This window comes from Undibacterium sp. SXout7W (assembly GCF_049339385.1).
Lineage (GTDB): Bacteria > Pseudomonadota > Gammaproteobacteria > Burkholderiales > Burkholderiaceae_D > Undibacterium.
The window spans coordinates 67,975-92,467 of the sequence record NZ_JBMPPF010000017.1 but is presented as its reverse complement, the minus strand read 5'-3'; the positions used below and the strand labels follow the sequence as shown (position 1 = coordinate 92,467).

Annotated in this window: 27 protein-coding genes; 23 read left to right on the top strand and 4 right to left on the bottom strand. The window is 49.3% G+C overall.

What is annotated here, in order from left to right; genetic code table 11:
* The first annotated feature begins 11 nt into the window (after positions 1 to 11).
* From ssuD to rfaE2, 11 genes are all read left to right on the top strand, one after another.
* Positions 12 to 1,157 carry an FMNH2-dependent alkanesulfonate monooxygenase gene (gene ssuD / locus ACO0LB_RS15735; RefSeq protein WP_423050784.1) on the top strand — a complete coding sequence of 382 codons (1,146 nt, stop codon included), beginning with the start codon at positions 12 to 14 and terminating at the stop codon, positions 1,155 to 1,157.
* A 9-nt stretch (positions 1,158 to 1,166) separates the two neighbouring features.
* Positions 1,167 to 2,054 (top strand): aliphatic sulfonate ABC transporter permease SsuC, encoded by an 888-nt coding sequence (ssuC, locus tag ACO0LB_RS15730; protein WP_423050724.1) that lies wholly within the window; start codon positions 1,167 to 1,169, stop codon positions 2,052 to 2,054.
* Entirely contained in the window at positions 2,054 to 3,049 is a 996-nt protein-coding gene (locus ACO0LB_RS15725) for an ATP-binding cassette domain-containing protein (protein ID WP_423050722.1), read from the top strand. The genes ssuC and ACO0LB_RS15725 overlap by 1 nt, the downstream gene beginning before the upstream one ends.
* A gap of 129 nt (positions 3,050 to 3,178) precedes the next feature.
* Positions 3,179 to 3,394, top strand: coding sequence for a TOBE domain-containing protein (locus ACO0LB_RS15720; protein WP_423050720.1), 216 nt, complete (start codon positions 3,179 to 3,181; stop codon positions 3,392 to 3,394).
* A gap of 54 nt (positions 3,395 to 3,448) precedes the next feature.
* Positions 3,449 to 4,300: an EAL domain-containing protein gene (locus ACO0LB_RS15715; RefSeq protein WP_423050718.1), complete on the top strand. Its 852-nt coding sequence runs from the start codon at positions 3,449 to 3,451 to the stop codon at positions 4,298 to 4,300.
* 350 nt (positions 4,301 to 4,650) lie between these two features.
* Positions 4,651 to 5,493, top strand: a complete 843-nt coding sequence (gene cysT / locus ACO0LB_RS15710; RefSeq protein WP_423050716.1) for a sulfate ABC transporter permease subunit CysT — start codon at positions 4,651 to 4,653, stop codon at positions 5,491 to 5,493.
* Positions 5,493 to 6,389, top strand: a complete 897-nt coding sequence (gene cysW / locus ACO0LB_RS15705) for a sulfate ABC transporter permease subunit CysW (RefSeq protein ID WP_423050714.1) — start codon at positions 5,493 to 5,495, stop codon at positions 6,387 to 6,389. Before cysT ends, cysW begins: the two co-directional genes overlap by 1 nt.
* Before the next feature lie 13 nt (positions 6,390 to 6,402).
* Positions 6,403 to 7,467, top strand: a complete 1,065-nt coding sequence (locus tag ACO0LB_RS15700) for a sulfate/molybdate ABC transporter ATP-binding protein (protein ID WP_423050712.1) — start codon at positions 6,403 to 6,405, stop codon at positions 7,465 to 7,467.
* A 24-nt stretch (positions 7,468 to 7,491) separates the two neighbouring features.
* Positions 7,492 to 8,424 (top strand): CysB family HTH-type transcriptional regulator, encoded by a 933-nt coding sequence (locus ACO0LB_RS15695; protein WP_423050710.1) that lies wholly within the window; start codon positions 7,492 to 7,494, stop codon positions 8,422 to 8,424.
* A 121-nt stretch (positions 8,425 to 8,545) separates the two neighbouring features.
* Positions 8,546 to 9,394: a ferritin-like domain-containing protein gene (locus tag ACO0LB_RS15690; RefSeq protein ID WP_423050708.1), complete on the top strand. Its 849-nt coding sequence runs from the start codon at positions 8,546 to 8,548 to the stop codon at positions 9,392 to 9,394.
* An 83-nt stretch (positions 9,395 to 9,477) separates the two neighbouring features.
* A complete protein-coding gene (gene rfaE2 / locus ACO0LB_RS15685; protein ID WP_423050706.1) occupies positions 9,478 to 9,957 on the top strand; it encodes a D-glycero-beta-D-manno-heptose 1-phosphate adenylyltransferase in 480 nt (159 codons plus the stop codon).
* 126 nt (positions 9,958 to 10,083) lie between these two features.
* On the opposite strand, the gene ACO0LB_RS15680 is transcribed toward rfaE2, so the two are convergent.
* The 3 genes from ACO0LB_RS15680 to ACO0LB_RS15670 form a co-directional block, all read right to left on the bottom strand.
* On the bottom strand, positions 10,084 to 12,864 hold the full coding sequence (locus ACO0LB_RS15680) for a sensor domain-containing protein (protein ID WP_423050704.1): 2,781 nt from the start codon (positions 12,862 to 12,864) through the stop codon (positions 10,084 to 10,086).
* A 228-nt stretch (positions 12,865 to 13,092) separates the two neighbouring features.
* Complete coding sequence (gene trmL / locus ACO0LB_RS15675) at positions 13,093 to 13,563, bottom strand: tRNA (uridine(34)/cytosine(34)/5-carboxymethylaminomethyluridine(34)-2'-O)-methyltransferase TrmL (RefSeq protein ID WP_423050702.1); 471 nt, start codon at positions 13,561 to 13,563, stop codon at positions 13,093 to 13,095.
* 9 nt (positions 13,564 to 13,572) lie between these two features.
* Positions 13,573 to 14,319 carry a phosphoribosyltransferase family protein gene (locus ACO0LB_RS15670; RefSeq protein WP_423050700.1) on the bottom strand — a complete coding sequence of 249 codons (747 nt, stop codon included), beginning with the start codon at positions 14,317 to 14,319 and terminating at the stop codon, positions 13,573 to 13,575.
* A gap of 89 nt (positions 14,320 to 14,408) precedes the next feature.
* Between ACO0LB_RS15670 and ACO0LB_RS15665 the strand changes: the two genes are divergently transcribed.
* The 7 genes from ACO0LB_RS15665 to ACO0LB_RS15635 all read left to right on the top strand — a co-directional run bounded on the left by ACO0LB_RS15665 (position 14,409) and on the right by ACO0LB_RS15635 (position 20,207).
* Positions 14,409 to 15,323 carry a methyltransferase domain-containing protein gene (locus ACO0LB_RS15665; protein ID WP_423050698.1) on the top strand — a complete coding sequence of 305 codons (915 nt, stop codon included), beginning with the start codon at positions 14,409 to 14,411 and terminating at the stop codon, positions 15,321 to 15,323.
* Positions 15,324 to 15,542: 219 nt separating this feature from the next.
* Positions 15,543 to 16,715 carry a cytochrome c oxidase subunit II gene (gene coxB / locus ACO0LB_RS15660; protein ID WP_423050782.1) on the top strand — a complete coding sequence of 391 codons (1,173 nt, stop codon included), beginning with the start codon at positions 15,543 to 15,545 and terminating at the stop codon, positions 16,713 to 16,715.
* Between the two features lie 23 nt (positions 16,716 to 16,738).
* Positions 16,739 to 18,334, top strand: a complete 1,596-nt coding sequence (ctaD, locus tag ACO0LB_RS15655) for a cytochrome c oxidase subunit I (protein WP_423050696.1) — start codon at positions 16,739 to 16,741, stop codon at positions 18,332 to 18,334.
* A 49-nt stretch (positions 18,335 to 18,383) separates the two neighbouring features.
* Positions 18,384 to 18,491 carry a cytochrome oxidase small assembly protein gene (locus tag ACO0LB_RS15650; RefSeq protein WP_423050694.1) on the top strand — a complete coding sequence of 36 codons (108 nt, stop codon included), beginning with the start codon at positions 18,384 to 18,386 and terminating at the stop codon, positions 18,489 to 18,491.
* Between the two features lie 13 nt (positions 18,492 to 18,504).
* Positions 18,505 to 19,095 (top strand): cytochrome c oxidase assembly protein, encoded by a 591-nt coding sequence (locus ACO0LB_RS15645; RefSeq protein WP_423050692.1) that lies wholly within the window; start codon positions 18,505 to 18,507, stop codon positions 19,093 to 19,095.
* A complete protein-coding gene (locus ACO0LB_RS15640) occupies positions 19,092 to 19,307 on the top strand; it encodes a DUF2970 domain-containing protein (protein ID WP_423050690.1) in 216 nt (71 codons plus the stop codon). Before ACO0LB_RS15645 ends, ACO0LB_RS15640 begins: the two co-directional genes overlap by 4 nt.
* Positions 19,308 to 19,346: 39 nt before the next feature.
* The gene (locus ACO0LB_RS15635) at positions 19,347 to 20,207 is read left to right on the top strand and encodes a cytochrome c oxidase subunit 3 (RefSeq protein ID WP_423050688.1); all 861 of its coding nucleotides are present in this window, start codon (positions 19,347 to 19,349) and stop codon (positions 20,205 to 20,207) included.
* A 122-nt stretch (positions 20,208 to 20,329) separates the two neighbouring features.
* Here the strand turns inward: ACO0LB_RS15635 and ACO0LB_RS15630 are convergent, their stop codons facing one another.
* Positions 20,330 to 20,530 (bottom strand): twin transmembrane helix small protein, encoded by a 201-nt coding sequence (locus ACO0LB_RS15630; protein ID WP_423050686.1) that lies wholly within the window; start codon positions 20,528 to 20,530, stop codon positions 20,330 to 20,332.
* A 38-nt stretch (positions 20,531 to 20,568) separates the two neighbouring features.
* Here ACO0LB_RS15630 and ACO0LB_RS15625 point away from each other — a divergent pair, with 38 nt between their 5' ends.
* The 5 genes from ACO0LB_RS15625 to ACO0LB_RS15605 are packed head-to-tail and all read left to right on the top strand — an operon-like array spanning position 20,569 to position 24,438.
* Entirely contained in the window at positions 20,569 to 21,294 is a 726-nt protein-coding gene (locus tag ACO0LB_RS15625) for an SURF1 family protein (protein WP_423050684.1), read from the top strand.
* Complete coding sequence (locus tag ACO0LB_RS15620) at positions 21,281 to 21,886, top strand: SCO family protein (protein WP_423050682.1); 606 nt, start codon at positions 21,281 to 21,283, stop codon at positions 21,884 to 21,886. Before ACO0LB_RS15625 ends, ACO0LB_RS15620 begins: the two co-directional genes overlap by 14 nt.
* A 3-nt stretch (positions 21,887 to 21,889) precedes the next feature.
* Positions 21,890 to 22,957, top strand: a complete 1,068-nt coding sequence (locus ACO0LB_RS15615) for a COX15/CtaA family protein (RefSeq protein ID WP_423050680.1) — start codon at positions 21,890 to 21,892, stop codon at positions 22,955 to 22,957.
* Between the two features lie 6 nt (positions 22,958 to 22,963).
* Positions 22,964 to 23,848, top strand: a complete 885-nt coding sequence (gene cyoE, locus ACO0LB_RS15610; protein WP_423050678.1) for a heme o synthase — start codon at positions 22,964 to 22,966, stop codon at positions 23,846 to 23,848.
* Complete coding sequence (locus ACO0LB_RS15605) at positions 23,845 to 24,438, top strand: SCO family protein (protein WP_423050676.1); 594 nt, start codon at positions 23,845 to 23,847, stop codon at positions 24,436 to 24,438. Before cyoE ends, ACO0LB_RS15605 begins: the two co-directional genes overlap by 4 nt.
* The last annotated feature ends 55 nt before the right edge of the window (positions 24,439 to 24,493 follow it).

Here is a 24,493-nt window from a genome sequence, read left to right as displayed (position 1 = left end):
CAATGATGAGTCTGAATATATTTTGGTTTATTCCAACCCACGGCGATAGCCGTTATCTGGGCACCAGTCGTGGTGCGCGTGAAATCAGCCACGATTATCTGAAGCAGATCGCGGTTGCCGCTGATACGCAAGGTTTTGACGGCGTGTTATTACCAACCGGACGCTCTTGCGAAGACGCATGGGTGGTGGCATCGAGTCTGATTGACGCTACCACCAGATTGAAATTTCTGGTGGCGATTCGTCCCGGTCTCAGCAGCCCCGGCTTATCGGTTCGGATGGCATCGACGTTTGATCGTATTTCTCAAGGACGCTTGCTGATCAACATCGTTACCGGTGGTGATCAGGGCGAGTTGGAAGCGGACGGCGTATTTGCTGACCATGAAAAACGCTATGAAATTACCGATGAATTTTTGCGTATCTGGCGTGCCTCTCTGGCAGGTGAAGGCGGCGATGCGGGTTACGATTTTGAAGGGGAACATCTGACGGTCAAGGGTGCAAAAACTTTGTATCCACCAGTGCAGAAACCACATCCACCGCTCTTTTTTGGCGGTTCATCAGAACCAGCACATGAGCTGGCTGCCGAACAAGTGGATGTCTATCTGACCTGGGGTGAGCCACCAGCCGCAGTGGCTGCCAAGATTGCGGATATGCGTGCGCGTGCGGCAAAGCACGGACGTACGCTGCGCTTTGGTATTCGTCTGCATGTGATCGTGCGCGAAACCAATGAAGAAGCCTGGAAAGCCGCCGATGATCTGATCCGCTATGTGGATGATGAGGTGATTGCGCGTGCGCAGAAAGCTTTCGACAAAATGGATTCTGTTGGACAAAAACGCATGCAGGCATTGCATGGCGGTAAGCGCGATCAATTGGAAGTATCGCCGAATTTATGGGCAGGGGTCGGGTTAGTGCGTGGCGGTGCTGGAACTGCGTTGGTGGGGGATCCTGAGACGGTGGCGGCGCGTATCAAGGAATATGCTGACCTGGGAATTGACACCTTTATTTTCTCTGGTTATCCGCATCTGGAAGAAGCCTATCGATTCTCGGAACTGGTGTTTCCGCTGATCGGAAAATCTGTTCCGAATGTGAGCAGTACCCTGACCGGGCCGTTCGGTGAAATCATCGCCAACGGGTTTGCGCCCAAAGTATCACAGAGCTAGGAGCACAACATGGGGCCTTTGATTACCAGTGTGGGTGATGGCAATGAACTGGCAGAAACGGCATTGCCGGTATTGAAATCCGCTTCCGGCGTTGCGGGAAATGTCGGCGTCAGCACCGCATCATTGTTGCGGGCTTTACGCCAGTTTGCTCCGTGGATCGTACCTGTCAGCCTAGTGTTGCTCTGGCAGATTGCAGCGCAGGTTGGCTGGTTGTCGAGTCGCATTTTGCCGGAGCCGCTGGCGGTGGCAAAAGCATTCTGGGCGCTGACGATTTCCGGAGAAATCTGGATTCATGCCAAAACCAGTTTGTGGCGCGCGATGACGGGGTTTGCGGTTGGCGGTGGTCTGGGATTGTTACTGGGTTTGCTGACCGGTACTTTCCGTCTGGCAGAGACCTTGCTCGACACCAGTTTGCAGATGATCCGCAATATTCCTGCGCTTGCGCTGATTCCTTTAGTGATCCTGTGGTTCGGGATTGATGAGATGGCGAAACTGTTTCTGGTATCCGTGGGGGTATTTTTTCCGGTGTATCTGAACACGTTTCACGGCATACGTTCGGTCGATAAAGGGCTGATTGAAATGGCGAAAAGCTATGGTTTGTCAGGCTGGCCTTTATATCGTGATGTGATTTTGCCGGGAGCCTTACCATCGATTCTGGTGGGGGTACGTTTCTCACTGGGGTTGGTGTGGGTGTTGCTGATCGTGGCGGAAACTATTTCGGCGCAGGCGGGTATCGGTTACATGACCATGAATGCCAGGGAGTTTTTACAGACAGACGTGGTGCTGGTCGGGATCTTGTTGTATGCCTTGCTGGGCAAGCTGGCAGACGTACTGTCACGGGCACTTGAACATTACTGGCTGCGCTGGCATCCGGGTTATCAGCGAAAGGGACACTGATGCAACATTCTGTAGAAAATGCAGGAACGACGCTGAGTAGCGCTGCGCATATCGCCGCCTTGAAGCGGGAGCTGGATGCTGACTGGGATGGTGAGTCGTCATCCGCTGCAGCGCCGACAGCAATGACAGCAGCAACGACAGCAACAACGACGACCGCTGCGGCCACATCGGCATCGACAGGCAGTACGCACAGAGCCAGTGCCGGGCAGACTGGTCGTCAGGGAACCTCCGTATCGGTGCGCGGACTGCAAAAATCGTATCAGGGACGGCAGGTGCTGAAATCTCTGAATCTGGAAGTCAAAGCAGGTGAGTTCGTCGCAGTGATTGGTCGTAGTGGTTGCGGTAAAAGCACCTTGCTGCGTCTCGTCGCGGGGCTGGAAACGCCGGATCAGGGCAGCCTGGAATTTGATGAGCGTGAACAGCGACCGGATACCCGGGTGATGTTTCAGGATTCGCGTTTGTTACCGTGGAAGACCGTGCTGGGCAACGTGGCGCTCGGTTTGGACAAGAACCGTCATGCAGCGCGGGCGGCCTTGGAGAAGGTGGCACTGTCTGAGCGCGCAGATGAATGGCCATCTGTGTTGTCCGGCGGTCAGCGTCAACGTGTGGCACTGGCGCGGGCGCTGGTGCATGAACCCAGCCTGTTATTGCTGGACGAGCCGCTGGGTGCACTTGATGCCTTGACCCGCATTGAAATGCAGAATCTGATCGAAAAGCTGTGGCAGCAACGCGGTTTTACCGCCTTGCTGGTCACGCATGATGTGCAGGAAGCGATTGCTTTGGCGGATCGCATTATTCTGATTGAGGAAGGGCAGATTGCACTGGATCTGAGCGTCGATTTACCCCGCCCCCGCGCTCGTGGCAATGTCGCTTTTGCTGAACTGGAAGAGCGTATCTTGACCCGGGTACTGAATCGTCCGGCACAGGCACCGGATGGCGATCTGGGAGATGTGTCCCTGCTGCGGACGGTTAGTCAGGTGGCATGGGCGATTTGAACGAATAATATACTCAAGGGGAGTATATTTTACTGTGCCTTATTTATTGGCGACTACCGCTGATTTAATCAAGTTGACCGGGGGAGTATAGGTTTTTCCGGTGAATTTTATCTTTGAAAAGGAAATAAAATGAGTATCCAGGCTATCAATGTACGTAACCAGTTCCGCGGCAAAATCAAGGCCATTATCGAAGGCCCGGTCGTGTCTGAACTGGATGTGGAAACCCCCGCTGGTATCGTGACGTCTGTCATTACCACGCGTTCTATCCGCGATCTGAATCTGGTGATCGGTACCGAGGTCGTGGCACTGGTCAAGGCAACCGAAGTCTCGATCGCGAAGCTGTAACAGAAACGGCAAAGTGCCAGGTCACTTTGCCTGATCGCAGACCAGGGAGGTCTCATGAATAATCCGGCATTACAAGCGTATCTGAGCCGGCTGAAAAGCCATCTTGCCAGCAGTAATCTTTGGCTGGACGAGCAGGGGCGGGCTCGTGGCCGGTATTTTAATTCTTCGCTGACCAGTGCGTTTCAGGCAATCCGCTCCGGCTACGATCGTCAGGTTCTGGCATATGAGGCCTACGCTCGCAGCTATTCGGTCAACGATCAGGGACTGAACGTCTGGAAGTTGCTCGAATACGCGGCCAACGATGACGAATCGGTGGAGCTGGATCGTTTGTGTCGTTTGCTGCACACGATTAACTTTTACCGTCAGGCCGGATCGGCACATCTGGATTTATATCTGAGCGTACACAGCCGTTTGCTGGCGGCGGTGGAGGGAAATCACGGTATGGCGTTTCGCCGCATTCTGGACGTATTGGAATTGCCGCATCAGCATATCGTGTTGCAATTGCCGCAGATTACGCCCAGTCAGCGTTGGGTGTTGACGCATGTGGCAGAGAATTATCGTCGTAACGGTTTTCGTATCGGAGTGAATGCCGGTAATCTGGAACAGGCGCAGGATTTACTGGTTCGCATACGACCAGATGCCATCAAGATCGACATCAGCGCTGCGAACAATCCTGCTGCCCAGATACAGTTGCTGGATCAGGCCAGCCGCGCGCACTGCAATGTGATTTTCCGACGTATCGAAAATGAATCGCGTTACCAGCTTTTACAACAGGCGAATGACACGGTCAGCAGCTATCAGGTACAGGGATTTTTATTTGATTTGCCACAGGCGTCACTGGTAGCCGCTGAACGCGTGCTGCCTGCAACGGCAGGCAACATTGCACAGCTGACCGATCTCGAATAACTTTGACATCAAACTGGATGCGCCGTCTGAACGTTATAAAAATCCTGCGGTGTGCGTGGTGATCTACCGATGGCGTACCAACTTCATTACAGTTCAAGCCTTTACAAGTCTCTTTACGCTTCTTTAAGCTCCTTCACGCCCATGCTGACTGCGGGCGAATACCAATGGCAAGCGACGATTCTCAAGGCGGAGGACGCTTGCCTGGCCTTGCCGGGGCATTTTTTCGTCGGTTTCATATTTGAAAAACAAATAAGAACATAATAAAAAATTCGTTTTTCATATAACAAAAACCTGCCAATATGTACTTTCTATAGTCATATCAGTAATAAAGGCAGCGTATGGCAACATTCTTGAGTCGTAAACCAAAGGTGGGAAGGGTGATTCCGGGGTTTCATTTCTCTCTGGGATTCACTCTGTTTTACCTGAGTCTGATCGTGCTGATTCCCTTGTCAGCGGTTTTTCTGAAAACATTCACCATGACCTGGGAGGCATTCTGGTCCACCGTAACGTCCGATCGTGTGCTGGCATCTTATCGGCTGACATTCGGTGCCTCATTGTTAGGGGCGCTGATTAACGTTGTGTTTGGAGGAATCGTTGCCTGGGTACTGGTGCGTTATAAATTTCCGGGCAAGCGTCTGGTTGATGCATTAGTAGACTTACCGTTTGCGCTGCCGACAGCGGTAGCGGGGATCACCCTGGCGACTTTGTATGCGCCAAACGGCTGGCTTGGCAAGTTGCTGACGCCACTGGGTATTAAAGTCGCGTTCACGCCGCTCGGGGTATTGGTCGCACTGACTTTTATCGGCTTGCCGTTTGTTGTTCGTACCGTACAACCGGTGCTGGAAGAGGCCGAAAAAGAGCTGGAAGAAGCCGCAGTCAGCCTCGGTGCCAGTCACTGGCAAACATTTACCCGCGTTATTTTGCCGACCATATTACCGGCCTTACTGACTGGCTTTGCGCTGGCGTTTGCGCGCGCCACAGGTGAATACGGTTCGGTCATTTTTATTGCCGGCAATATGCCGATGGTGTCCGAGATCACGCCCTTATTCATGATCACCAAGCTGGAGCAATACGACTATGCCGGAGCAACGGCGATTGCGGTGGTGATGTTGTTGATGTCATTTACTTTGCTATTAACGATTAATGCGCTGCAAGCCTGGACCCGCAGCAAACAAAATGCAGGGAGAGAATAATGTCCGCAGTACCCCATTCTGAATCCACTCCTGCACGCGGGATAGAGCCGGTCATTACACCGGCAGCAACCATAGAACCATTCTGGGTCAGAGCATTACTGTTGACGATTGCGCTGGCATTTCTGACCTTATTTTTATTTATACCGCTGGCTGCTGTATTTGCCGAAGCCCTGAAAAAAGGCTGGGAAGTCTATCTGCAGTCGATTACTGAAGCAGATGCACTTTCTGCCATCAAACTGACCCTGATCGCTGCAGGAATAGCAGTGCCACTGAATCTGGTGTTTGGTGTTGCTGCTGCCTGGACAATCGCCAAATTTGAATTCCGTGGCAAGAATGTGTTGCTGACATTGATCGATTTGCCATTCTCAGTATCACCGGTTATTTCTGGTCTGATTTATGTGTTGCTGTTTGGCGCGCAGGGCTGGTTTGGTGGCTGGTTGCGGGAGCATGACATCAAGATTTTATTTGCTGTTCCCGGCATTGTGCTGGCGACGATTTTTGTCACCTTTCCATTTGTTGCCCGCGAACTGATTCCCTTGATGCAAGCGCAAGGCAGCGAGGAAGAAGAAGCCGCTCTGGTGCTTGGCGCGTCTGGCTGGAAAACCTTCTGGCACGTGACCTTGCCCAATATTAAATGGGGTCTGATCTATGGCGTGATCTTGTGTAATGCCCGCGCCATGGGGGAGTTCGGTGCCGTCTCCGTCGTCTCCGGGCATGTACGCGGCGAGACCAACACCATGCCTTTGCAAGTCGAAATTTTATATAACGAATACAACTTCACTGCAGCCTTTGCTGTGGCGTCATTACTGACCTTGCTGGCGTTGCTGACGCTGGTGGTGAAATCCATCGTTGAATGGCGCACCGATGAATCGCGTGCCCGCATCCCACAGGAATAATCGGAGAAACAAGATGAGTATCGCTGTTAATCAATTACAAAAACGCTTTGGCAATTTCACGGCACTGGATAACGTTTCGCTGGATTTTCCGAATGGCGAACTGACTGCATTGCTGGGACCCTCCGGCTGCGGAAAAACGACATTGTTGCGCATTATCGCGGGGCTGGAATATGCCGATAGCGGTCAGGTGTTGCTCGATGGTCAGGACGCTTCTGCACAGCATGTACGTGAGCGTCAGGTCGGATTTGTGTTCCAGCATTATGCCTTGTTCAAGCACATGACGATCTTTGAAAACATCGCATTCGGATTGCGCGTCAAGCCGCGTCATCTGCGTCCGTCAGAAGCAGAAATCAAGGAAAAAGTATCGAAGTTACTGGAGCTGGTACAGCTCGACTGGCTCGCAGATCGCTATCCGCCACAACTGTCGGGTGGGCAACGTCAGCGTATCGCGCTGGCGCGTGCGCTGGCGGTGGAACCACGGGTTTTGTTGCTGGATGAGCCATTCGGCGCGCTGGATGCCAAGGTGCGTAAAGAGTTGCGTCGCTGGCTTCGTCGTTTGCATGATGAACTGCATGTCACCAGTATTTTCGTCACACATGATCAGGAAGAAGCACTGGAAGTTGCCGATAGAATCGTGGTCATGAATCACGGCAAGGTCGAGCAGGTTGGTGCTCCGGCAGATGTGTATCACCATCCTGCCACACCATTTGTGTATGGCTTCCTGGGCAACGTGAATCTGTTCCGTGGACGAGTGCACGAGGGCATTCTGGATGCTGGTGGAGTGGCATTTGAGGCACCGGGACACGCCGATACCCGCGATGCCATCGGCACCGGATATGTACGCCCTCATGAACTGGATATCGACCGTTATTCGCCTGGTGCGACAGGCTTGTTGGTGCAGTTACGCCGTGTACACAGCATCGGCCCTCTGGCGCAATTGGAACTTGAGCGGGATGACAATGGCGAACTGGTAGAAGCGATGATTTCCAGCGAAAAATATCTGCAACTGAAACTCAAGATCGGTGAAGCACTGGTCGTGAAACCGAAACGTTTGCATGTCTTTGTCGATCATCAGTAACCATAAAAAAAGAACAGGATTATCATGAATTTCCAACAATTACGTTCCATCCGCGAAGCGTCCCGACGTGGTTATAACCTGACAGAAGTCGCTAATGTGTTGTTCACCTCGCAGCCCGGTGTCAGCCGCCAGATTCGCGAACTGGAAGAAGAACTTGGCGTGGATATTTTTGAACGCAACGGCAAACGTCTGACAGGATTGACTGAGCCAGGCAAAGATATTTTGCCTATCATCGAGCGCTTGCTGCTGGAGGCCGAAAATTTACAACAGGCCGGCAACGATTATTCTGATCAGACCAAAGGCACACTGGCGATTGCCACCACGCATACCCAGGCCAGATATGTATTGCCAAAAGTGGTACAAGGATTTCGGCAGAATTTTCCGGATGTCCGTATCGCCTTGCAACAGAGTTCGCCAGAGCATATTGCAGAATGGGTATTGTCAGGCAAAGCTGATATCGGTATTGCTACCGAAGGTTTATCGCAATTTAAAGATCTCGTGTCTTTCCCTTGCTATGAATGGAACCATGTCATTGTGGTACCGGAAGGACATCCTTTGCTGCACAAGGAGCAGCTGACACTGGCAGATTTGTCAAATTATCCATTGATTACGTATGACGTCGGATTCACGGGACGTGGTCATATCGACGATGCATTCCAGCAGGCAGGTCTGCGCACGGATATTGTGTTGACGGCGATGGATTCAGATGTGATTCAGCAATATGTGGCCCTGGGGCTGGGTGTAGGAATTGTGGCATCCATGGCGATTGAAGCACAGCGCACGCATCAGCTCAGAACGATTTCTGCTGATCATTTGTTCACGCCGAATGTGACTCGTCTTGCCGTGCGCAAAGGGGCTTATCTGCGTGCGTATACCTATGACTTTATCTTGCAGTTTGCTCCTGCACTGACGCGTGATGATATTCGCAACGCGATCAGTGAAAACGAAGAAAACTGAAGCTCCATGCGGGTTTGATGATGACTGAGCCCTGTCGTGAATCAGTCACAGGTCTCTGGTAAAATGGCTCGCCATTGCTGCTATCTCGCAGTAATGCAGTCATTTATATCAGAGGCTGACGATGCTTTATCCCGAATTATTTAAATCGCTCGAACAGGTTCGCTGGAACATGGATACGGATATTCCCTGGGACCAGTACGACGCCACCAAGCTATCAGCAGAGCAGGCGCAAACGATCAAGATGAACGCCATCACAGAATGGTCTGCCTTGCCTGCGACAGAAATGTTTTTGCGTGACAATCGCGGCGATAGTGATTTTTCTGCATTTATGTCGATCTGGTTTTTTGAAGAGCAAAAACATTCTCTGGTGTTGATGGAATATCTGCGCCGCTTTCATCCCGAACTGGTGCCGACCGAGAAAGAACTTCAGAACGTCCGTTTTGAATTCGATCCTGCTCCGCCGCTGGAAACGCTGATGCTGCATTTTTGCGGTGAAATCCGTCTGAATCACTGGTATCGCTGCGCATCGGAATGGCATACAGAACCTGTCATCAAACACATCTACAAAATTATCAGTCAGGATGAAGCACGTCATGGTGGCGCTTATTTACGCTACATGAAAAAATCTCTGCTGGAAGCAGGCGATGTTGCACGCGCTGCATTCTCTAAAATCGGTGTATTGATGGCCTCTGCGCGACGCACAGAAAAACCTTTGCATCCGACCAACCTGCATGTGAATCAGGCTTTATTTCCGAACGATACCGTGCAAAGCCGTTTGCCCGATCCTGATTGGTTGGAACGTTGGCTGGATGGGCAGATCAAGTTTGACAGCGTCTGGGAAAAAAAGGTCATCGACCGCATCCTGCACAATATGTCGTTGTTGTTTGAGCGCACATTTGAGTCTGTCCAGGATTTGAATCGCTACCGTAAGGAAATCGCGCAGCGCCTGACGCCTGCAGCAGCTTCCTGAGCCCAGGTTCGCATACAATAAGCAAAGCCGCCGTGGATATGTGATCACGGCGTTTTTTAATATACATGTTGTTGATATTTTTTATGCGTTCTTCTGAACAAAAAATCGCTGCCACCACAGAACTATCGTCACGCGTTGCTTCCTTGCCTAAACCGGTGGTGATGACCAATGGCGTATTTGATATTTTACATCGTGGCCATGTGACCTATCTGGAGCAGGCGCGTGCACTTGGTGCTTCGCTGGTGGTAGCAGTCAATACCGATGCTTCTGTGCGACGACTTGGCAAGGGCGATGATCGTCCAGTCAACAGTTGTGCCGATAGAATGGCCGTACTGGCGGCATTGGAATCTGTCAGTCTGGTGGTGGAATTTGACGAAGATACAGCGTTGCAAGCTGTGCTGGCGGCGCATCCGGACCTGTATGTCAAAGGTGGCGATTACGATATGAGCGCGATTCCGGAAGGGCAGGCCGTGTTGTCGTATGGTGGAAAAGTGCAGGCAATTGATTTCCAGCACGATCGCTCCACCAGTCAATTACTCGCCAAGGTCAGAGCACATCGTTAATCTGCTGGCATGCGCTCTCGTCACCAGCATCATGCTATTGCTGTGCCAGCACAGCGGTGAAAGTGCTCTAAGGCAGAAAATGCACTGGATGCAGATGAAGCAGAAATACTGATGCACGCGAATGCATCACTCGGCCTTATACAATGTTTCCAGCAATTGCTCGAACTCTTCCGGTGGCAGTGGTTTGGCGAACAGGTAACCTTGTGCAAAATCGCAGGTTGCCAGCGATAACAATGCACGTTGCTCCTCTGTTTCCACACCTTCCGCAATGACTCTGAGCCCCAGCTTGTGCGCCATCATAATCATGGCTTCCGATAAGGCACTTTCGCTGGAACCCGGGGCCAGATTGCGTACAAAAGACTGGTCAATTTTCAGATAATCGATATCAAATTTGTTCAGGTACGATAACGACGAGTAGCCGGTGCCAAAGTCGTCAATCGCGACTGCAATTCCGGCGTCCCGGAATTGCAATAATTGATTAAAAATTTTATTACTGGCATCCAGTAATAGTCCTTCGGTAATTTCTATGACGATTGCCTGACCTGGCAGATTCAGATCGCGCATTTTCTGTATCCAACCTGCATATCGGCCATCATCGGCCTGGAATTCTACCGGCGATTGATTGACGCTGATCTGAAATTCGGGATGAAAGCGTTCACGCCATTGTTGTACATAAATAAGCGACTGCTCAAATACCCAGTCACCGATATGGTGGATCAGTCCGCTGGTTTCCGCTATCGGAATAAATTCCGGAGGACTGATATAACCCATCTGCGCATGATGCCAGCGTATCAGTGCTTCCGCTTTACGGATGTGACCCGTATTGAGATCAATAATTGGCTGGAAATATACCTGTAAATGTTTTTCGGCAATGGCAGTACGTAATTCGTTGTTGAGCCTGAGTCTGGCTTGTGCGGCAGTTTGCAGATCGGGGGTGAAATAACTGAAGCGATTGCGCCCACTGCCTTTTGCTGCGTACATTGCCTGATCAGCATGTTTTAACAGATCGTTGGCATTGTCAGCATCACGTGGGTACAAGGTGATGCCGATACTGGCGGATAAAAAAATCTGCTCATTCGCCAACGAAAATGGTGCGGATAACTGCTGAATAATTTTTTGGGCAATTTTTTCAATTTGCAGATGATCATGCTGGTCTGGAATCGACACAGTAAATTCATCACCACCCAGTCGGGCAACGGTATCGTATTCCCGCACGCAGTGACGCAGGCGGTTCGCCGCTTCAACCAGTAGCGCGTCGCCAGTAGCATGGCCTAAGGTGTCGTTGACTTCTTTGAAAAAATCCAGATCAATGAACAGCACGCCCAGTTGTAAACCTGTACGCTTACTCTTCTTGATGTCGTAATCCACCCGGTCATAAAAACTGCGCCGGTTTGGCAGACCCGTTAGCGAATCCATATTGGCCTGTTGCCATATCAGTGCTTCGGATTTTTTCTTTTCTGTAATGTCCAGAACAGTACCTAGCATACGCAGAGGATTGCCATCGTTATCCCACTCTACCAGTGCCCCGACGGATAACACCCAGATCCAGTCACCACTCGCTTTTCGCTGCCGGAACTCCACCCGATATTCATCCGCCAGACCATTCTGATAATTGCTATACGCACGGTCAGCGCTTCTGATGTCTTCCGGATGCATACGCTCCAGCCAGGCCGCTTTATTTTCGATAAAATTTGCGTGTTCGTAGCCAAGCATATTGGCATACTCGGCATTGACGATGGTGTCACCGGTTTGTATGTTCAGATCATATAAACCCTGATGCGTCGCTGACAGCGCCATCCTTAGCCGGCCTTCGCTTTCTTTCAGGGCAACGTCGGCTTTCTTTTGTTCTGAAATATCGGTGTGAGTACCGACCACGCGCAATGGATTTCCGTGCTCATCTCTTTGAATCACGGTACCGCGCGACAATATCCACTTCCAGCTGCCATCTTTGCATTGCACCCGGTGTTCATTGATGTAGATGGGTGTCAGTCCTTCAAAATGGGCGATGCGGTCCGCAAGCATTTTGTCCAGATCTTCGGGGTGCGTGCGGCGGTCAAGTTCCTCTGAAAAATCGCTGACTTCATGAGGGCCATAGCCATAGATCGCTTTCAGGCGATCTGACAATATTTCTATGCCAAGTTGCGGATACCAGTCCCAAACACCGTCGCCACATCCTTCCAGCGCCATCTGCCAGCGATTTTCTGTCAGCCTTAATTCCTCTTCCGCCTGTTGATACTGCGTATTGTCGTGCACGAACACATAACAGCCGATGATAGTGTGGCGATTTGAGTAAGCAGGCAGACATTTTGTTGTCATGGATCTGGTGACGCCATGTCTGTCGGTGATCGTGGCATCGGACGTGGCTGGAACACCACGCAAAGCCATCTGCAGCGATTGTTTTAATGATAGGTAAATTTCTTTTCCTATCGTGTCTTCCACTGACTTTCCGATGCTGGCAGATGCCGGCAGAGAAAACCATTCCAGATACGTAGTATTAAAAAATTGATAGCGTAAATCATGGTCAACAAAAGCAATACCGACGGTCAGCGCATTTAACAGCGCGGGGAGTGACATCGTATGGTTTTGTGTCGGCGGCACGCTGGCAGCCAGACCGTCTTGTTCTATGGTTTCGGCAATGCCATGCAAGACGCTGCCATGCTGATCAAAATATGGCTCCAACCGTAGTCGTATGGTTTTAGACTGATCATGCAGCGGTAAGATAAATTGCATGGCAGGCAATGCCATTGTAGAAGTGCGGCCAATCAACGCAGTCAGACTGGTCACAAAGTGTAGCCAGGCATCATTGGCATAGTAGGTTCCCGCATCCTGAGCGCTGACCTGCGTCATATGTAATGGTCTGCCTGACATGGCACACATTCCAGGCGACCAGTAAAAGTCGCCTGTCATGCTATTCCAAGTCCAGATGCCGATGGTATTCAATGCTCGTGTCCTTCACGCTGTTGGCGTTGTCTGTATTGCTTATTTTGTTTTTGGTGGCACTTTTATGGGCTGGAGCTGAAACAGCTCGGTGTTATGGTTGTCTTGCCGTTGGTGACCTATTGTTTTGCGCCATTGTCCGCTCATATCAGAATTTGTTCAGGCAGGAACGTGACGCTCAATATATATCAATATTCTCTATGATCCACCGAGAAAATCGTTTTGCCGCCACGCCTCATACACCACCACTGCAACGGTGTTGGAAAGATTCAGGCTACGGTTATCAGGCCGCATTGGTAATCGTATGCGTTGCGATACCGGAAATGACTCACGCAATGCGGGCGCCAGTCCCCGGGTTTCTGCGCCGAAGACAAAGTAATCACCGGGCATAAAGCGGGCGGTGGAAAATGGTGCTGAGCCATGCGTGGTGAGAGCGAACATCCGATCTGTCGGCGGTTGTTGTGTCGCAAGGAATGCTTCCCAGTTTTTATGTACTTTCATCGTCGCATAATCGTGGTAATCGAGACCAGCTCTTTTCATTTTGCTATCGTCCAAAGGAAACCCCAGCGGCTCGATTAAATGCAGCTGCACGCCAGTATTGGCGCAGAGGCGGATGATATTGCCGGTATTGGGTGGTATTTCCGGTTCGACCAGGACGACATGAAACAAAATAATTTCCTAACTGAAATGAGGTGGTGTACGGGCAAAAACATAATTGGTGATTTTGGCCGCACCGAAACGTTTCAGCATTGTAGCGATTTCATGCAAAGTCATGCCAGTGGTAATCACATCATCAATCACAGCAATGTGTGCTCCGTGTATTAATTCCAACGCATTGGTATCGATGGTAAATGCCTGTCTGACATTATGCTTGCGCGCATCAGGGGGCAAACTACTTTGCTGCAAGGTATCACGCGTTCTTTTTAACATCGCTACGTGTAAGGGTATTCCGAGTTGTTGCGCTAATGGACGTGCGATTTCCGCGGATTGATTGAAGCCGCGCTCTGCCAGACGCTGAGCACTTAATGGTACGACACACAGCAGGTCGGGTAGTGACGTCGTTTGCTGGCTCAGAATCGCGTCTCTTAACAGAGCAGAGCATAGATTCGCCACTGCCAGTTGATGGCCGAACTTCAGTGTCAGCACCAACTGATCCTGTGGTGGTGCATAGTCGCAAACAGTGATGGTCTGATCAAAGGCGGGTGGATGTTGCAGGCAATCACCGCAAACCGTTGAAGCTGCTTGCGGCGGTAATACGAGTGCGCATTGCCGGCAGCGTGTCGAATGGCTCACAAAGTATCTTTGTTTACAAGCAACGCAGAGCGTATTGCTGGCCTCTTGCCGACACAGAGCGCAGATGCCGGGCAGCAATGTGCTCAGGAGTCGTTGCAGCGCTGTGGTGAATAAGTGACGTTGTGTTTGCATGTAGTAATTCTGCGACAGGATGTGCAAGCGTGTAAACTCGGACAATACCGTTTAATTCAACTTAATGATGGCAAGACCATTTCCTGAAGATGCTGAGTGCTCCTATTGATGTGCAACTGGTAAGACAGTTGTTTTCCCGTCCAGAAAAAATAAAACCTTCTGATTTTTTGCGCAGAGAGATTGCGTCCCGTATGAGGGAAAAGCTGGAGCTAGTCAAAATAAAGCCGCAGTGCTTGCTTGACGCCGGTTGTGGTGATGGTGCTGATATTTCTGAATTACAACGCAACTATCCGGATGCGCAAGTCATTGCGCTGGATGCGTCACTGCCTATGCTGAACGTCATACAACAGCAGCGTCAGGCCGCCATGAGTACGGTTGGTCGGTTGATGGCAAAGCTCACGCCCGCTGCATTAAGGACAGACAGCGCGCCGGGCCTGATCAATGGTGACTTCTCCAGATTACCACTGGCATCTGCATCGACGGATTTGATCTGGTCCAATCTTGCATTGCACTGGCATCCTCAGCCTGACCTGGTATTTGCTGAATGGCGTCGCGTATTGCGCACCGAGGGTTTGCTGATGTTTTCCTGTTTTGGTCCTGACACGCTGATCGAATTGCGGCAGGCGTACGCCGCTGTCGACACATTTCCGCATACCTTGCCTTTCGTCGATATGCATGATTTTGGTGACATGCTGGTGAATGCCGGATTTTCCACACCAGTGATGGATATGGAAAAAATTACCGTAACTTATAAAGACGCCCGCAGCTTACTGGCTGATGTTCAGGCGCTTGGCGGTAACCCTTTATTGTCGCGTCGTCCAGGCTTGAGTGGTAAGCACATGCACGCCAACATGTTGCGTGCACTGGATTCTCTGCGGGGGGAGGATGGCCTGATTCCTCTGAGTTTTGAAGTCGTATATGGACACGCATTTCGTCCTGTCAGTCGAAAAACAAGTTCTGGCGAGTCTATTGTTCACTTCGATATTCGTAAAAAAGGAATTTAATCTACATCAAATGCCCTTAAAAAAAGCAAATTATCTGAAATAAATCTTTGTTTCATTTGCGCCAGATCATAGATTTTTGCGCTGCATTCTGCTTGATAAGCCCTTGCTTTACGCCTTATACTCACGCAGTTGTAGATGTTGCCAGTACGCATGCGTGTCTGATTGTATGTCTGCCAGGCAGTCTGTTAAAAGAATTCTAAACGGGGTTTTGGGGGAATGATGAAACATGCTAAGCGATTAAAGTCGTTCATGCTGGGTGCCTCGCTCTTGGCTGCTGGTATGCCAACATGGGCGGTGGTAGATAGTCAGGGTGGTCCTGCGGTGCGTCAGTTAAACCTGCAAGCGCCAGTAACACAGATTGCGGAACAAATTTACTCCATTCATAACCTGATGCTGGTTATCTGTCTGGTGATCTTTGTCGCTGTATTTGGTGTGATGTTTTATTCGATACTGAAACACCGTAAATCAGTTGGTCATAAGGCAGCAACTTTCCATGAAAGTACTGCGGTAGAAATTGCGTGGACTATCGTCCCGTTCTTTATCGTTATCGGCATGGCGTTGCCTGCAACTAAAACAGTCGTGGCGATGAAGGACACTTCAAATGCCGACATTACGATCAAAGCGACCGGCATGCAGTGGAAATGGGGTTACGATTACCTCAAAGGCGAAGGTGAAGGCATTTCTTTCTTGTCTACGTTGTCCACTCCGCGCACTCAGGTTGGTTCCCCAGGCGTTGCTCCGACAGAAGCGCGTGGTGACAACTATCTGCTTGAAGTTGATAATCAAGTGGTCGTACCTGTTAATAAAAAAGTCCGTATTATCACAACAGCGAACGACGTCATTCACTCATGGACTATCCCAGCGTTTGGCGTGAAGCAGGATGCGATTCCAGGCTTTGTGCGTGATACTTGGTTTAAGGCTGAGAAAATTGGCGTCTACCGCGGTCAGTGCGTTGAATTATGCGGTAAAGAGCACGCATTCATGCCTATCGTGGTGAATGTTGTTTCTGACGACGATTACAAAAAATGGGTCGATACCAAGAAAAAAGAAATGGCTGCCAAAGCGGATGACCCGAATAAAGTATGGACTGTTGACGAACTGAAACAGCGCGGCGAGAAAGTCTATGCTGCTAACTGCGTGGCCTGCCATCAGGCAACAGGCAAAGGTGTTCCGGGCGCGTTCCCTGCATTGGATGGCTCTGCCGTTGTAGCAGGTCCGAAAACTGGTCAGGTTGGTATTTTGCTCAATGGTAAAAATGCGATGCCTGCATGGAAAGCAACTTTGTCAGATACAGAAATTGCAGCCGTGATTACTTATACGCGCAATAACTGGTCCAACAAGTCTGCCGAAAATATCGTCCAACCAGCCGAAGTTCTGGCTGCGCGTAAGTAATAACAGGAAGAACAGGAGAAAAGATGAGCACTACTACAATTGATCACGCTCACGATCACTCTCACGACCACGCGCATGACCATCCACATGGTTTCCGTCGTTGGTTGTTTGCTACCAATCATAAAGATATCGGCAGTCTGTATTTATGGTTCGCCTTCACGATGCTGTTGTCAGGCGGCGTGTTGGCCCTGATGATCCGTGCAGAGCTGTTCCAGCCGGGCTTGCAGTTGGTGCAGCCGGAATTCTTCAATCAGCTGACGACCATGCATGGTCTGATCATGGTGTTCGGTGCGATTATGCCGGCGTTCGTTGGTTTTGCTAACTGGATGATTCCTCTGCAAATTGGCGCATCTGACATGGCATTCGCCCGGATGAATAACTTCTCATTCTGGTTGATGCCGCCAGCAGCGATTTTGTTGATGGCTTCGTTCTGGGTTCCTGGTGGCGCGACTGCCGCAGGTTGGACTTTGTATGCGCCGCTGTCGACACAAATGGGACCAGGTATGGATATGGCGATTTTTGCCGTTCATATCATGGGTGCATCGTCCATCATGGGTTCTATCAACATCATTACTACCATCCTGAACATGCGCGCGCCAGGTATGACGTTGATGAAAATGCCGATGTTTTGCTGGACATGGTTGATTACTGCGTACCTGTTGATTGCTGTCATGCCTGTGTTGGCCGGCGCGATCACCATGACACTGACTGATCGTCATTTTGGTACATCCTTCTTTAATGCAGCAGGCGGCGGTGATCCTGTCATGTATCAGCACATTTTCTGGTTCTTCGGACATCCAGAGGTGTACATCATGATTTTGCCCGCTTTTGGTATCGTTTCCCAGATCGTTCCTGCATTTGCCCGTAAGCCTTTGTTTGGTTATGCATCGATGGTGTATGCAACAGCATCCATCGCGATTCTGTCCTTCATCGTCTGGGCACATCACATGTTCACAACCGGTATGCCAGTGACTGCGCAGTTGTTCTTTATGTATGCCACGATGCTGATTTCTATCCCTACAGGCGTGAAGGTATTTAACTGGGTCGCCACAATGTGGAAAGGCTCAATGACTTTTGAGACGCCCATGTTGTTTGCAGTCGGATTTATCTTCGTGTTTACTATGGGTGGTTTTACAGGTTTGATTCTGGCGGTAACACCGATTGATATTCAGTTGCAGGATACATACTACGTAGTGGCCCACTTCCACTATGTACTGGTAGCTGGTTCCTTGTTTGCCTTATTTGCCGGGTATTACTACTGGGGACCAAAGTGGACAGGCTTTATGTATAACGAAACCCGCGGCAAGATTCATTTCTGGGGTTCTCTGATCGCATTTAATGTGACTTTCTTCCCTATGCACTTCCTGGGTCTTGCGGGTATGCCACGTCGCTACGCTGATTATCCTGCGCAATTCACTGATTTTAATCAGATCGCGACGATCGGTGCTTTCTGGTTCGGTCTGATGCAGGTGTACTTTATCCTGGCGGTTGTTATTCCATCGATTAAAGGTGGTCAACCAGCACCGGCGAAACCATGGGAAGGTGCTGAGGGACTGGAATGGACAGTGCCAAGTCCTGCACCATTCCATACTTTTGAAGAACCTCCGATCGTTAAATAATGAATATATGCAAGATGCCCCAGCAAGCTTGTGGGGCATCGTGAAAAATATGAAAAACGATAAAAAGCCGAACAATGCAAGAACAGCCATTATTTTGTTTTCGGTGGCGCTGATATTTTTTATCGGCGTATTCGTTAAACAAACTTTGCTGCGCTAACACGGAATATTCCATGTCTGAACAAGACAACAAAGCTGCATCAATGATCGGCAAGCTGAATGCCAGCATGTTGGGCAAGTTACTGGTGATTGCAGTGATGATGTTTGGCTTTGGCTATGCACTGGTACCGATTTATAAACAAATTTGCGAAATAACGGGCGTAAATATTTTGACTCCCAAAGATATTTCAGTAAAAGAAATATCTAATTCTCAAATTGACAGAAGTCGTGAAATTACAGTTGAGTTTGATGCCAATACGCAAGGTCCGTGGCGTTTTCGTCCTACTGTATCAAGCATGAAAGTACACCCTGGCGAGATGTCCCAAATTGTGTATGAAGTGGTTAACAAGCAAGCTTATAAAATGGATGCGCAGGCTATACCAAGCTATGCACCGCAGCAGGCAAGTAACTATTTCAAAAAAATGGAATGTTTTTGTTTTAAGCAGCAAACACTGGAAGCAAATGAAGCAAGGCAGATGCCAGTCGTGTTTTACATAGATCCGGCGTTACCCAGAGACGTGAAGACGATTACTCTGTCCTATACTTTCTTTGAGGTTGGCGGGAAGCAGCAGACCGCAGTGTCAGCCAGTCAGGCGAAAACATGAGTGATTTAAAGCAGGCTTCACAACGTAAGGCATCATTTCTGGCAACGATGAAAGCAGTATTCTGGTCGTTTCTGGGAATTCGTAAGAAAAATGATTATGAGCAGGATGCTGCGCAACTCAATCCTGTACATGTGATTATTGCAGGGATTATCGGCGCCATCATTTTTATATCGATACTGGTGCTGATCGTGAAGCATGTCGTCGCAAAATAACAATTCGAGTCGTACATTAAATTGCATCGGGAGATGGAAATGAGTTCTCAACACGCTAAAGCGCCATATTATTTTGTGCCAGGACCATCCAAATGGCCTGTTCTGGCAGGTTCCTCTTTGCTGCTGACCATGATAGGCGCATCTGCCTGGGTCAATGGCGTGAGCTGGGGTTCTTATGTTAACTTCGCAGGTATATTCCTGACGCTGGTCGTGTTGTACAACTGGTTTGGTGATGCGATTGCCGAGTCTGAAGGTGGCAAATACAGCGCTCGCATTGATGTCTCTTATCGTTGGAGTATGAGCTGGTTTATTTTCTCTGAAGTCATGTTCTTTGCTGCGTTCTTTGGAGCGTTATTTTACGCGCGCAGTATTTCGATGCCGTGGTTAGCAGATCTGGATCATAAAGTGCTGTGGCCAGATTTTGCTGCAAACTGGGGTAATGTTGGTCCTGCTGGTACAGTAGAGGCGTTCAAAACGATGGGGCCTTTCCCTATTCCAACGATCAATACCGCTTTGTTGCTGACCTCTGGTGTGACGCTGACAATTGCACATCACGCTATTCGCGCTGGCCATCGCAGTAAAACAGCACTCTGGCTGTTCGCAACAGTCTTGCTGGGTGCGGTGTTTATGGGCTTCCAAGCATATGAATATATTCATGCTTACCATGAACTGAATTTGAAACTGACGTCTGGTATTTATGGCTCCACCTTTTTCATGCTGACAGGTTTCCATGGTTTCCACGTAACGATGGGTGCGATTATGCTGTCCGTAGTGTTGTTCCGTGTGTTGAAAGGTCATTTTACGCCTGAGCAGCATTTCGCCTTTGAAGGCGCTGCATGGTACTGGCACTTTGTCGACGTGGTTTGGCTGGGGTTGTATGTTGTGGTGTACTGGCTATAAACTAGGAAATTCTGACGCTGAGAATAAAAAAGCCGCACATGTGTGCGGCTTTTTCTTGGATGGTGAACGATTTTCAGGTTTTTATCTTCTGAGCTTGTTTCAATTTTTGTTTTGGTTGTGCTTTATCGTATTCCAGTGGGCTGTATCAGTCCATAATGGTTGGCCACTAAAATCAGTATAAAAAGTGTAATTGAAAACCCTACGCGAAAAGCGAGCGCTTTCACGGTACGGTTACTTTTTCCCTTATCTTTCATCAAATAGACCAGCGCAGATCCAAGACTGAAAATGATAAGAAAAAACGCAATGGCAACAAGGATTTTCATACGGTTATATTCTGCAGCATTGTGCCAAGATGAGTGATATGTCTATTGTAATGCGAATCGCCTCACGTTTGCGTTTATGGCCGCTGATTGCTACGGTTCTGCTCATTGTTGCAGGGTGTGCCTTGGGACAATGGCAAACTCGCCGAGCAGAGCAAAAAGAAGCCCTGTTTCAGGAAATAGAAAAGGCATCATCTGCGCCGTTGATTTATCTGAATAAAACTACGACTGATCATGTGTTCAGTCCTTTTCGACGCCTCGTTGTTGAGGGCGAGTTTGTTCAAGACTGGCCACTTTATCTGGATAATCGTCCTTTACAAGGCCGTGCTGGTTTTTATGTATTAATGCCTTTACGTGTGACTGGTACCAATCAATTTATTCTGGTTGCGCGCGGCTGGCAGGTTCGGAACCCAGTGGAGAGAACAAAATTACCTCCTTTGTACACGCCGCCCGGACAGATAACGCTGACAGGTATGATGCGGGATAAACTTGATCGTGCGATGCAACTTGGCCAGGCTGAGAAGGTCAAATCAGGCAGTATTATCCAAAACCTTGATCTTAATGATTTGACCGCGCAGACAGGGATGCAATTTTATCCATTTATTATTGAGCAGACTTCAGAAGTTGCCGATGGCTTGCAAAGAGATTGGCCGTTACCATCTTCCGGTGCAGATAAACATCGAGCATACGCTTTTCAATGGTATGCGCTGTCTATCATGGCACTGATATTTTTTTTGGTTACAGGATTTCGTCGTGAAAAAAAATGAAAACCCAACGTCCAAGGGGCGTTGGAAACTATTGTTGATTTTATTGGTATGTGCTGCGCCAATGATTTTTTCTTATCTGGCGTATTACGTGATCAAACCGGGTGGCCGCACTAATTACGGCGTCATACTCGACCCTCGTGACTACCCTGTTCCCGCCTTGAATGCACGTTTGCTGAGCACACATTCCACAGATAAAACAACGGGTTTGGATGCTTACAAAGGCAAGTGGTTAATGCTGAGTATTGATGGGGGAGACTGTCATCCGGCATGCCGTAAAAAACTATATGATATTCGCCAGTTGAGACTGGCGCAGGGCAAAGAAATGGAAAGAATTGAGCGGGTCTGGTTGATCAGTGATGAGCAGCCAGTCGATACAGACTTGATTCGTCAGCACGATGGTATGCAGATGTTGCGCGTGAATGCGGAAATAGTGAAGCGCTGGTTGCCTACCGAAGCGGATACGCAGATCAGCGATCATATTTACATGGTGGATCCCTTAGGAAATTTAATGATGCGCTTCCCCAAAGATGCTGACCCAAACAAAATGAAGAAAGATATTGCCAAATTGCTTAAAGCATCCTCGATAGGGTAAACCGTGTTTATTCAGCTTGCAATGACGGGGTTACTGGTTGCCTTACTACCGTTATCGATTATATTTTTTTCTGCCGAACAAAATAAATACAGAAAATTAGTGACTGTCACGATGGTGCTGACATTCGAGTTGATTATGTTCGGCGCATTTACACGCCTGACAGATTCCGGTCTTGGCTGTCCTGACTGGCCTGGATGTTATGGGCAGGCGAATCCTTTGCAATCGCATGAGGCAATCAGCGCAGCTGAAGTTGCTATGCCCCATGGGCCGGTAACATTAACAAAAGCGTGGATAGAGATGGTACATCGCTATCTGGCAATGAGCGTTGGCGTACTGATTATTGTGCAATTGTTTTTTGCCTGGACTCAGCGTAGCAAGTTGCCGGGAGCATTGAAACTGGCGGGGGTTTTATTGTTTGCGGTATGTCTGCAAGGTGCATTTGGAGCATGGACTGTGACTTTAAAGTTGCAGCCAGTCATTGTGACAACGCACTTACTCCTTGGGATCATCTTGCTGGCTTTATTAGCCGCATCGGTAGAGCAGCAGCGGCCCGCAAAGGAAGCGCGTGGTGCGGGTACCCTTATTGCGCCAGCGACCGTGGCATTGCTGGTGATTTTTATCCAGATAGCCCTCGGTGGCTGGGTTAGTACTAACTATGCTGCGCTTGCTTGTCATGACTATCCTCTTTGCAATGGGAAATGGCTGCCAGACATGGATATGGGGCATGGCTTCAGTCTTTGGCGGCCTTTAGGTCAAACCAGAGATGGCATGTATTTACCATTTACCGCATTGGTCGCCATACAGTGGGTTCATCGCAGCTTTGCAGTGCTGGTGCTCGGACTGGTTGCATGGGTGGGCTGGAAAGCGCTTGCTGTCAAAGGTTTTGAACAATTGGGCAAGTACATACTGATGATGATTCTGCTGCAATTTTTGATCGGTGTTTCTACCGTTTACTTTTCCTGGCCACTTTTACTGGCCGTGTTGCACAACGGCGGAGCGGCAATGCTCGTGCTCTTGTTGACCATGTTAAACTACCGCGTCAGGCATGTCAGCCGTGCCGTTGTTCACTGATTGATCATGACTACTTTAAGCCTCACACAAAACAGACTGGCGCAATATTTGGCGCTGACTAAACCCCGCGTGACTCAGTTAGCCGTATTTTGTGCTGTGATCGGCATGTTTCTGGCAACGCCGGAATTGCCAGACTGGCGCATTCTGGTTGCCGCAACGATTGGTATCTGGCTGCTGGCCGGTGCCGCGTTTGCAGTGAATTGCCTGGTGGAGAGGGAAATTGATTCTCGCATGGCAAGGACGGCGCGCCGGGCGACAGCGCAGGGTGAAATTACTGCATTACAAACGCTGGTATTTTCCGGTGTGATCGGTGGTATCGGGATGTGGGTTTTGTATGCATTCGTCAACCCTCTCACTATGTGGCTGACATTTATCACGTTCGTAGGCTACGCAGTGATCTATACCATTATTTTAAAGCCAGCAACGCCACAAAACATTGTGATTGGCGGTTTGTCTGGTGCCATGCCTCCGGCGCTAGGCTGGGCGGCTGTAGCAAACGATGTACCTATGCAGGCATGGTTATTGGTATTGATTATTTTTGTCTGGACTCCGCCCCATTTCTGGGCTCTGGCCATGTATCGGCGTGATGATTATGCCCGTTCCGGGCTTCCTATGCTGCCTGTGACACATGGTTCTGAATTTACCCGTTTTCATATCCTGCTATACACCATCGCTTTGTTTGCAACGACGATGTTGCCATATGCAGTGCAGATGAGCGGCCTGATTTATCTGGTCAGTGCCATTGTCTTGGGGATTATTTTTTTGTGGTATGCATGGCAGATGCATAAGCACTACAGTGATTTACTTGCACGCAAAGCATTTACATATTCAATCATCTATCTGTCACTGTTATTTGCGGCGCTGTTGCTTGATCATTACATCAAATTATGAAAATCCTGAAAGCTCTGCTCACGATCGCATGCATGTTGTTGTTGGCTGCCTGCGGCAAACCTGCTGACAAATTTAAAAATACCGATATCACTGGCCTTGATTATGCGCAGGGTTTTAATCTGACTGATCATCATGGCAAGCCACGTACTTTGGCTGATTTTCGTGGAAAAGCGGTGGTGATATTTTTTGGCTATACCCAATGTCCAGACGTTTGTCCGACAACAATGGCAGAAATGGCGAATGTCATGCAACAACTGGGGCCGGATGCAGATAAGGTACAAGTACTGTTTGTAACGATTGACCCAGAACGTGATACTCAAGCCTTGCTGGCATCTTATGTGCCAAATTTTGATCAACGTTTTCTTGGCCTGTATGGGGATGCAGTGGCGACAGCAAAAGTCGCTAAAGATTTTAAGGTGTTTTATCAAAAGGTAGAAGGTAAAACCCCTGGTAGTTATACGATGGATCATACGGCTGGTAGCTACGTGTTTGATACTCAGGGACGTATACGTTTATTTCTGCGTCATGGGCAGGGTCCAGAACCAGTTGCGCATGATCTGAAATTGTTATTGCAGCTGACACCTGCTTAACTTGACTGCAGATGATGAATGATAGGCGTATCGTTGATGACGATAAGTTTTGTCA

Bases quoted from the DNA above. Each gene is read 5' to 3' on its own strand.
- ssuC (WP_423050724.1), top strand. From the start codon at position 1,167: ATGGGGCCTTTGATTACCAGTGTGGGTGATGGCAATGAACTGGCAGAA.
- ACO0LB_RS15725 (WP_423050722.1), top strand. From the start codon at position 2,054: ATGCAACATTCTGTAGAAAATGCAGGAACGACGCTGAGTAGCGCTGCG.
- ACO0LB_RS15720 (WP_423050720.1), top strand. From the start codon at position 3,179: ATGAGTATCCAGGCTATCAATGTACGTAACCAGTTCCGCGGCAAAATC.
- ACO0LB_RS15715 (WP_423050718.1), top strand. From the start codon at position 3,449: ATGAATAATCCGGCATTACAAGCGTATCTGAGCCGGCTGAAAAGCCAT.
- cysW (WP_423050714.1), top strand. From the start codon at position 5,493: ATGTCCGCAGTACCCCATTCTGAATCCACTCCTGCACGCGGGATAGAG.
- ACO0LB_RS15700 (WP_423050712.1), top strand. From the start codon at position 6,403: ATGAGTATCGCTGTTAATCAATTACAAAAACGCTTTGGCAATTTCACG.
- ACO0LB_RS15695 (WP_423050710.1), top strand. From the start codon at position 7,492: ATGAATTTCCAACAATTACGTTCCATCCGCGAAGCGTCCCGACGTGGT.
- ACO0LB_RS15690 (WP_423050708.1), top strand. From the start codon at position 8,546: ATGCTTTATCCCGAATTATTTAAATCGCTCGAACAGGTTCGCTGGAAC.
- rfaE2 (WP_423050706.1), top strand. From the start codon at position 9,478: ATGCGTTCTTCTGAACAAAAAATCGCTGCCACCACAGAACTATCGTCA.
- ACO0LB_RS15680 (WP_423050704.1), bottom strand. From the start codon at position 12,864: ATGACAGGCGACTTTTACTGGTCGCCTGGAATGTGTGCCATGTCAGGC.
- ACO0LB_RS15670 (WP_423050700.1), bottom strand. From the start codon at position 14,319: ATGCAAACACAACGTCACTTATTCACCACAGCGCTGCAACGACTCCTG.
- ACO0LB_RS15665 (WP_423050698.1), top strand. From the start codon at position 14,409: ATGCTGAGTGCTCCTATTGATGTGCAACTGGTAAGACAGTTGTTTTCC.
- coxB (WP_423050782.1), top strand. From the start codon at position 15,543: ATGAAACATGCTAAGCGATTAAAGTCGTTCATGCTGGGTGCCTCGCTC.
- ctaD (WP_423050696.1), top strand. From the start codon at position 16,739: ATGAGCACTACTACAATTGATCACGCTCACGATCACTCTCACGACCAC.
- ACO0LB_RS15650 (WP_423050694.1), top strand. From the start codon at position 18,384: ATGAAAAACGATAAAAAGCCGAACAATGCAAGAACAGCCATTATTTTG.
- ACO0LB_RS15645 (WP_423050692.1), top strand. From the start codon at position 18,505: ATGTCTGAACAAGACAACAAAGCTGCATCAATGATCGGCAAGCTGAAT.
- ACO0LB_RS15640 (WP_423050690.1), top strand. From the start codon at position 19,092: ATGAGTGATTTAAAGCAGGCTTCACAACGTAAGGCATCATTTCTGGCA.
- ACO0LB_RS15635 (WP_423050688.1), top strand. From the start codon at position 19,347: ATGAGTTCTCAACACGCTAAAGCGCCATATTATTTTGTGCCAGGACCA.
- ACO0LB_RS15630 (WP_423050686.1), bottom strand. From the start codon at position 20,530: ATGAAAATCCTTGTTGCCATTGCGTTTTTTCTTATCATTTTCAGTCTT.
- ACO0LB_RS15625 (WP_423050684.1), top strand. From the start codon at position 20,569: ATGTCTATTGTAATGCGAATCGCCTCACGTTTGCGTTTATGGCCGCTG.
- cyoE (WP_423050678.1), top strand. From the start codon at position 22,964: ATGACTACTTTAAGCCTCACACAAAACAGACTGGCGCAATATTTGGCG.
- ACO0LB_RS15605 (WP_423050676.1), top strand. From the start codon at position 23,845: ATGAAAATCCTGAAAGCTCTGCTCACGATCGCATGCATGTTGTTGTTG.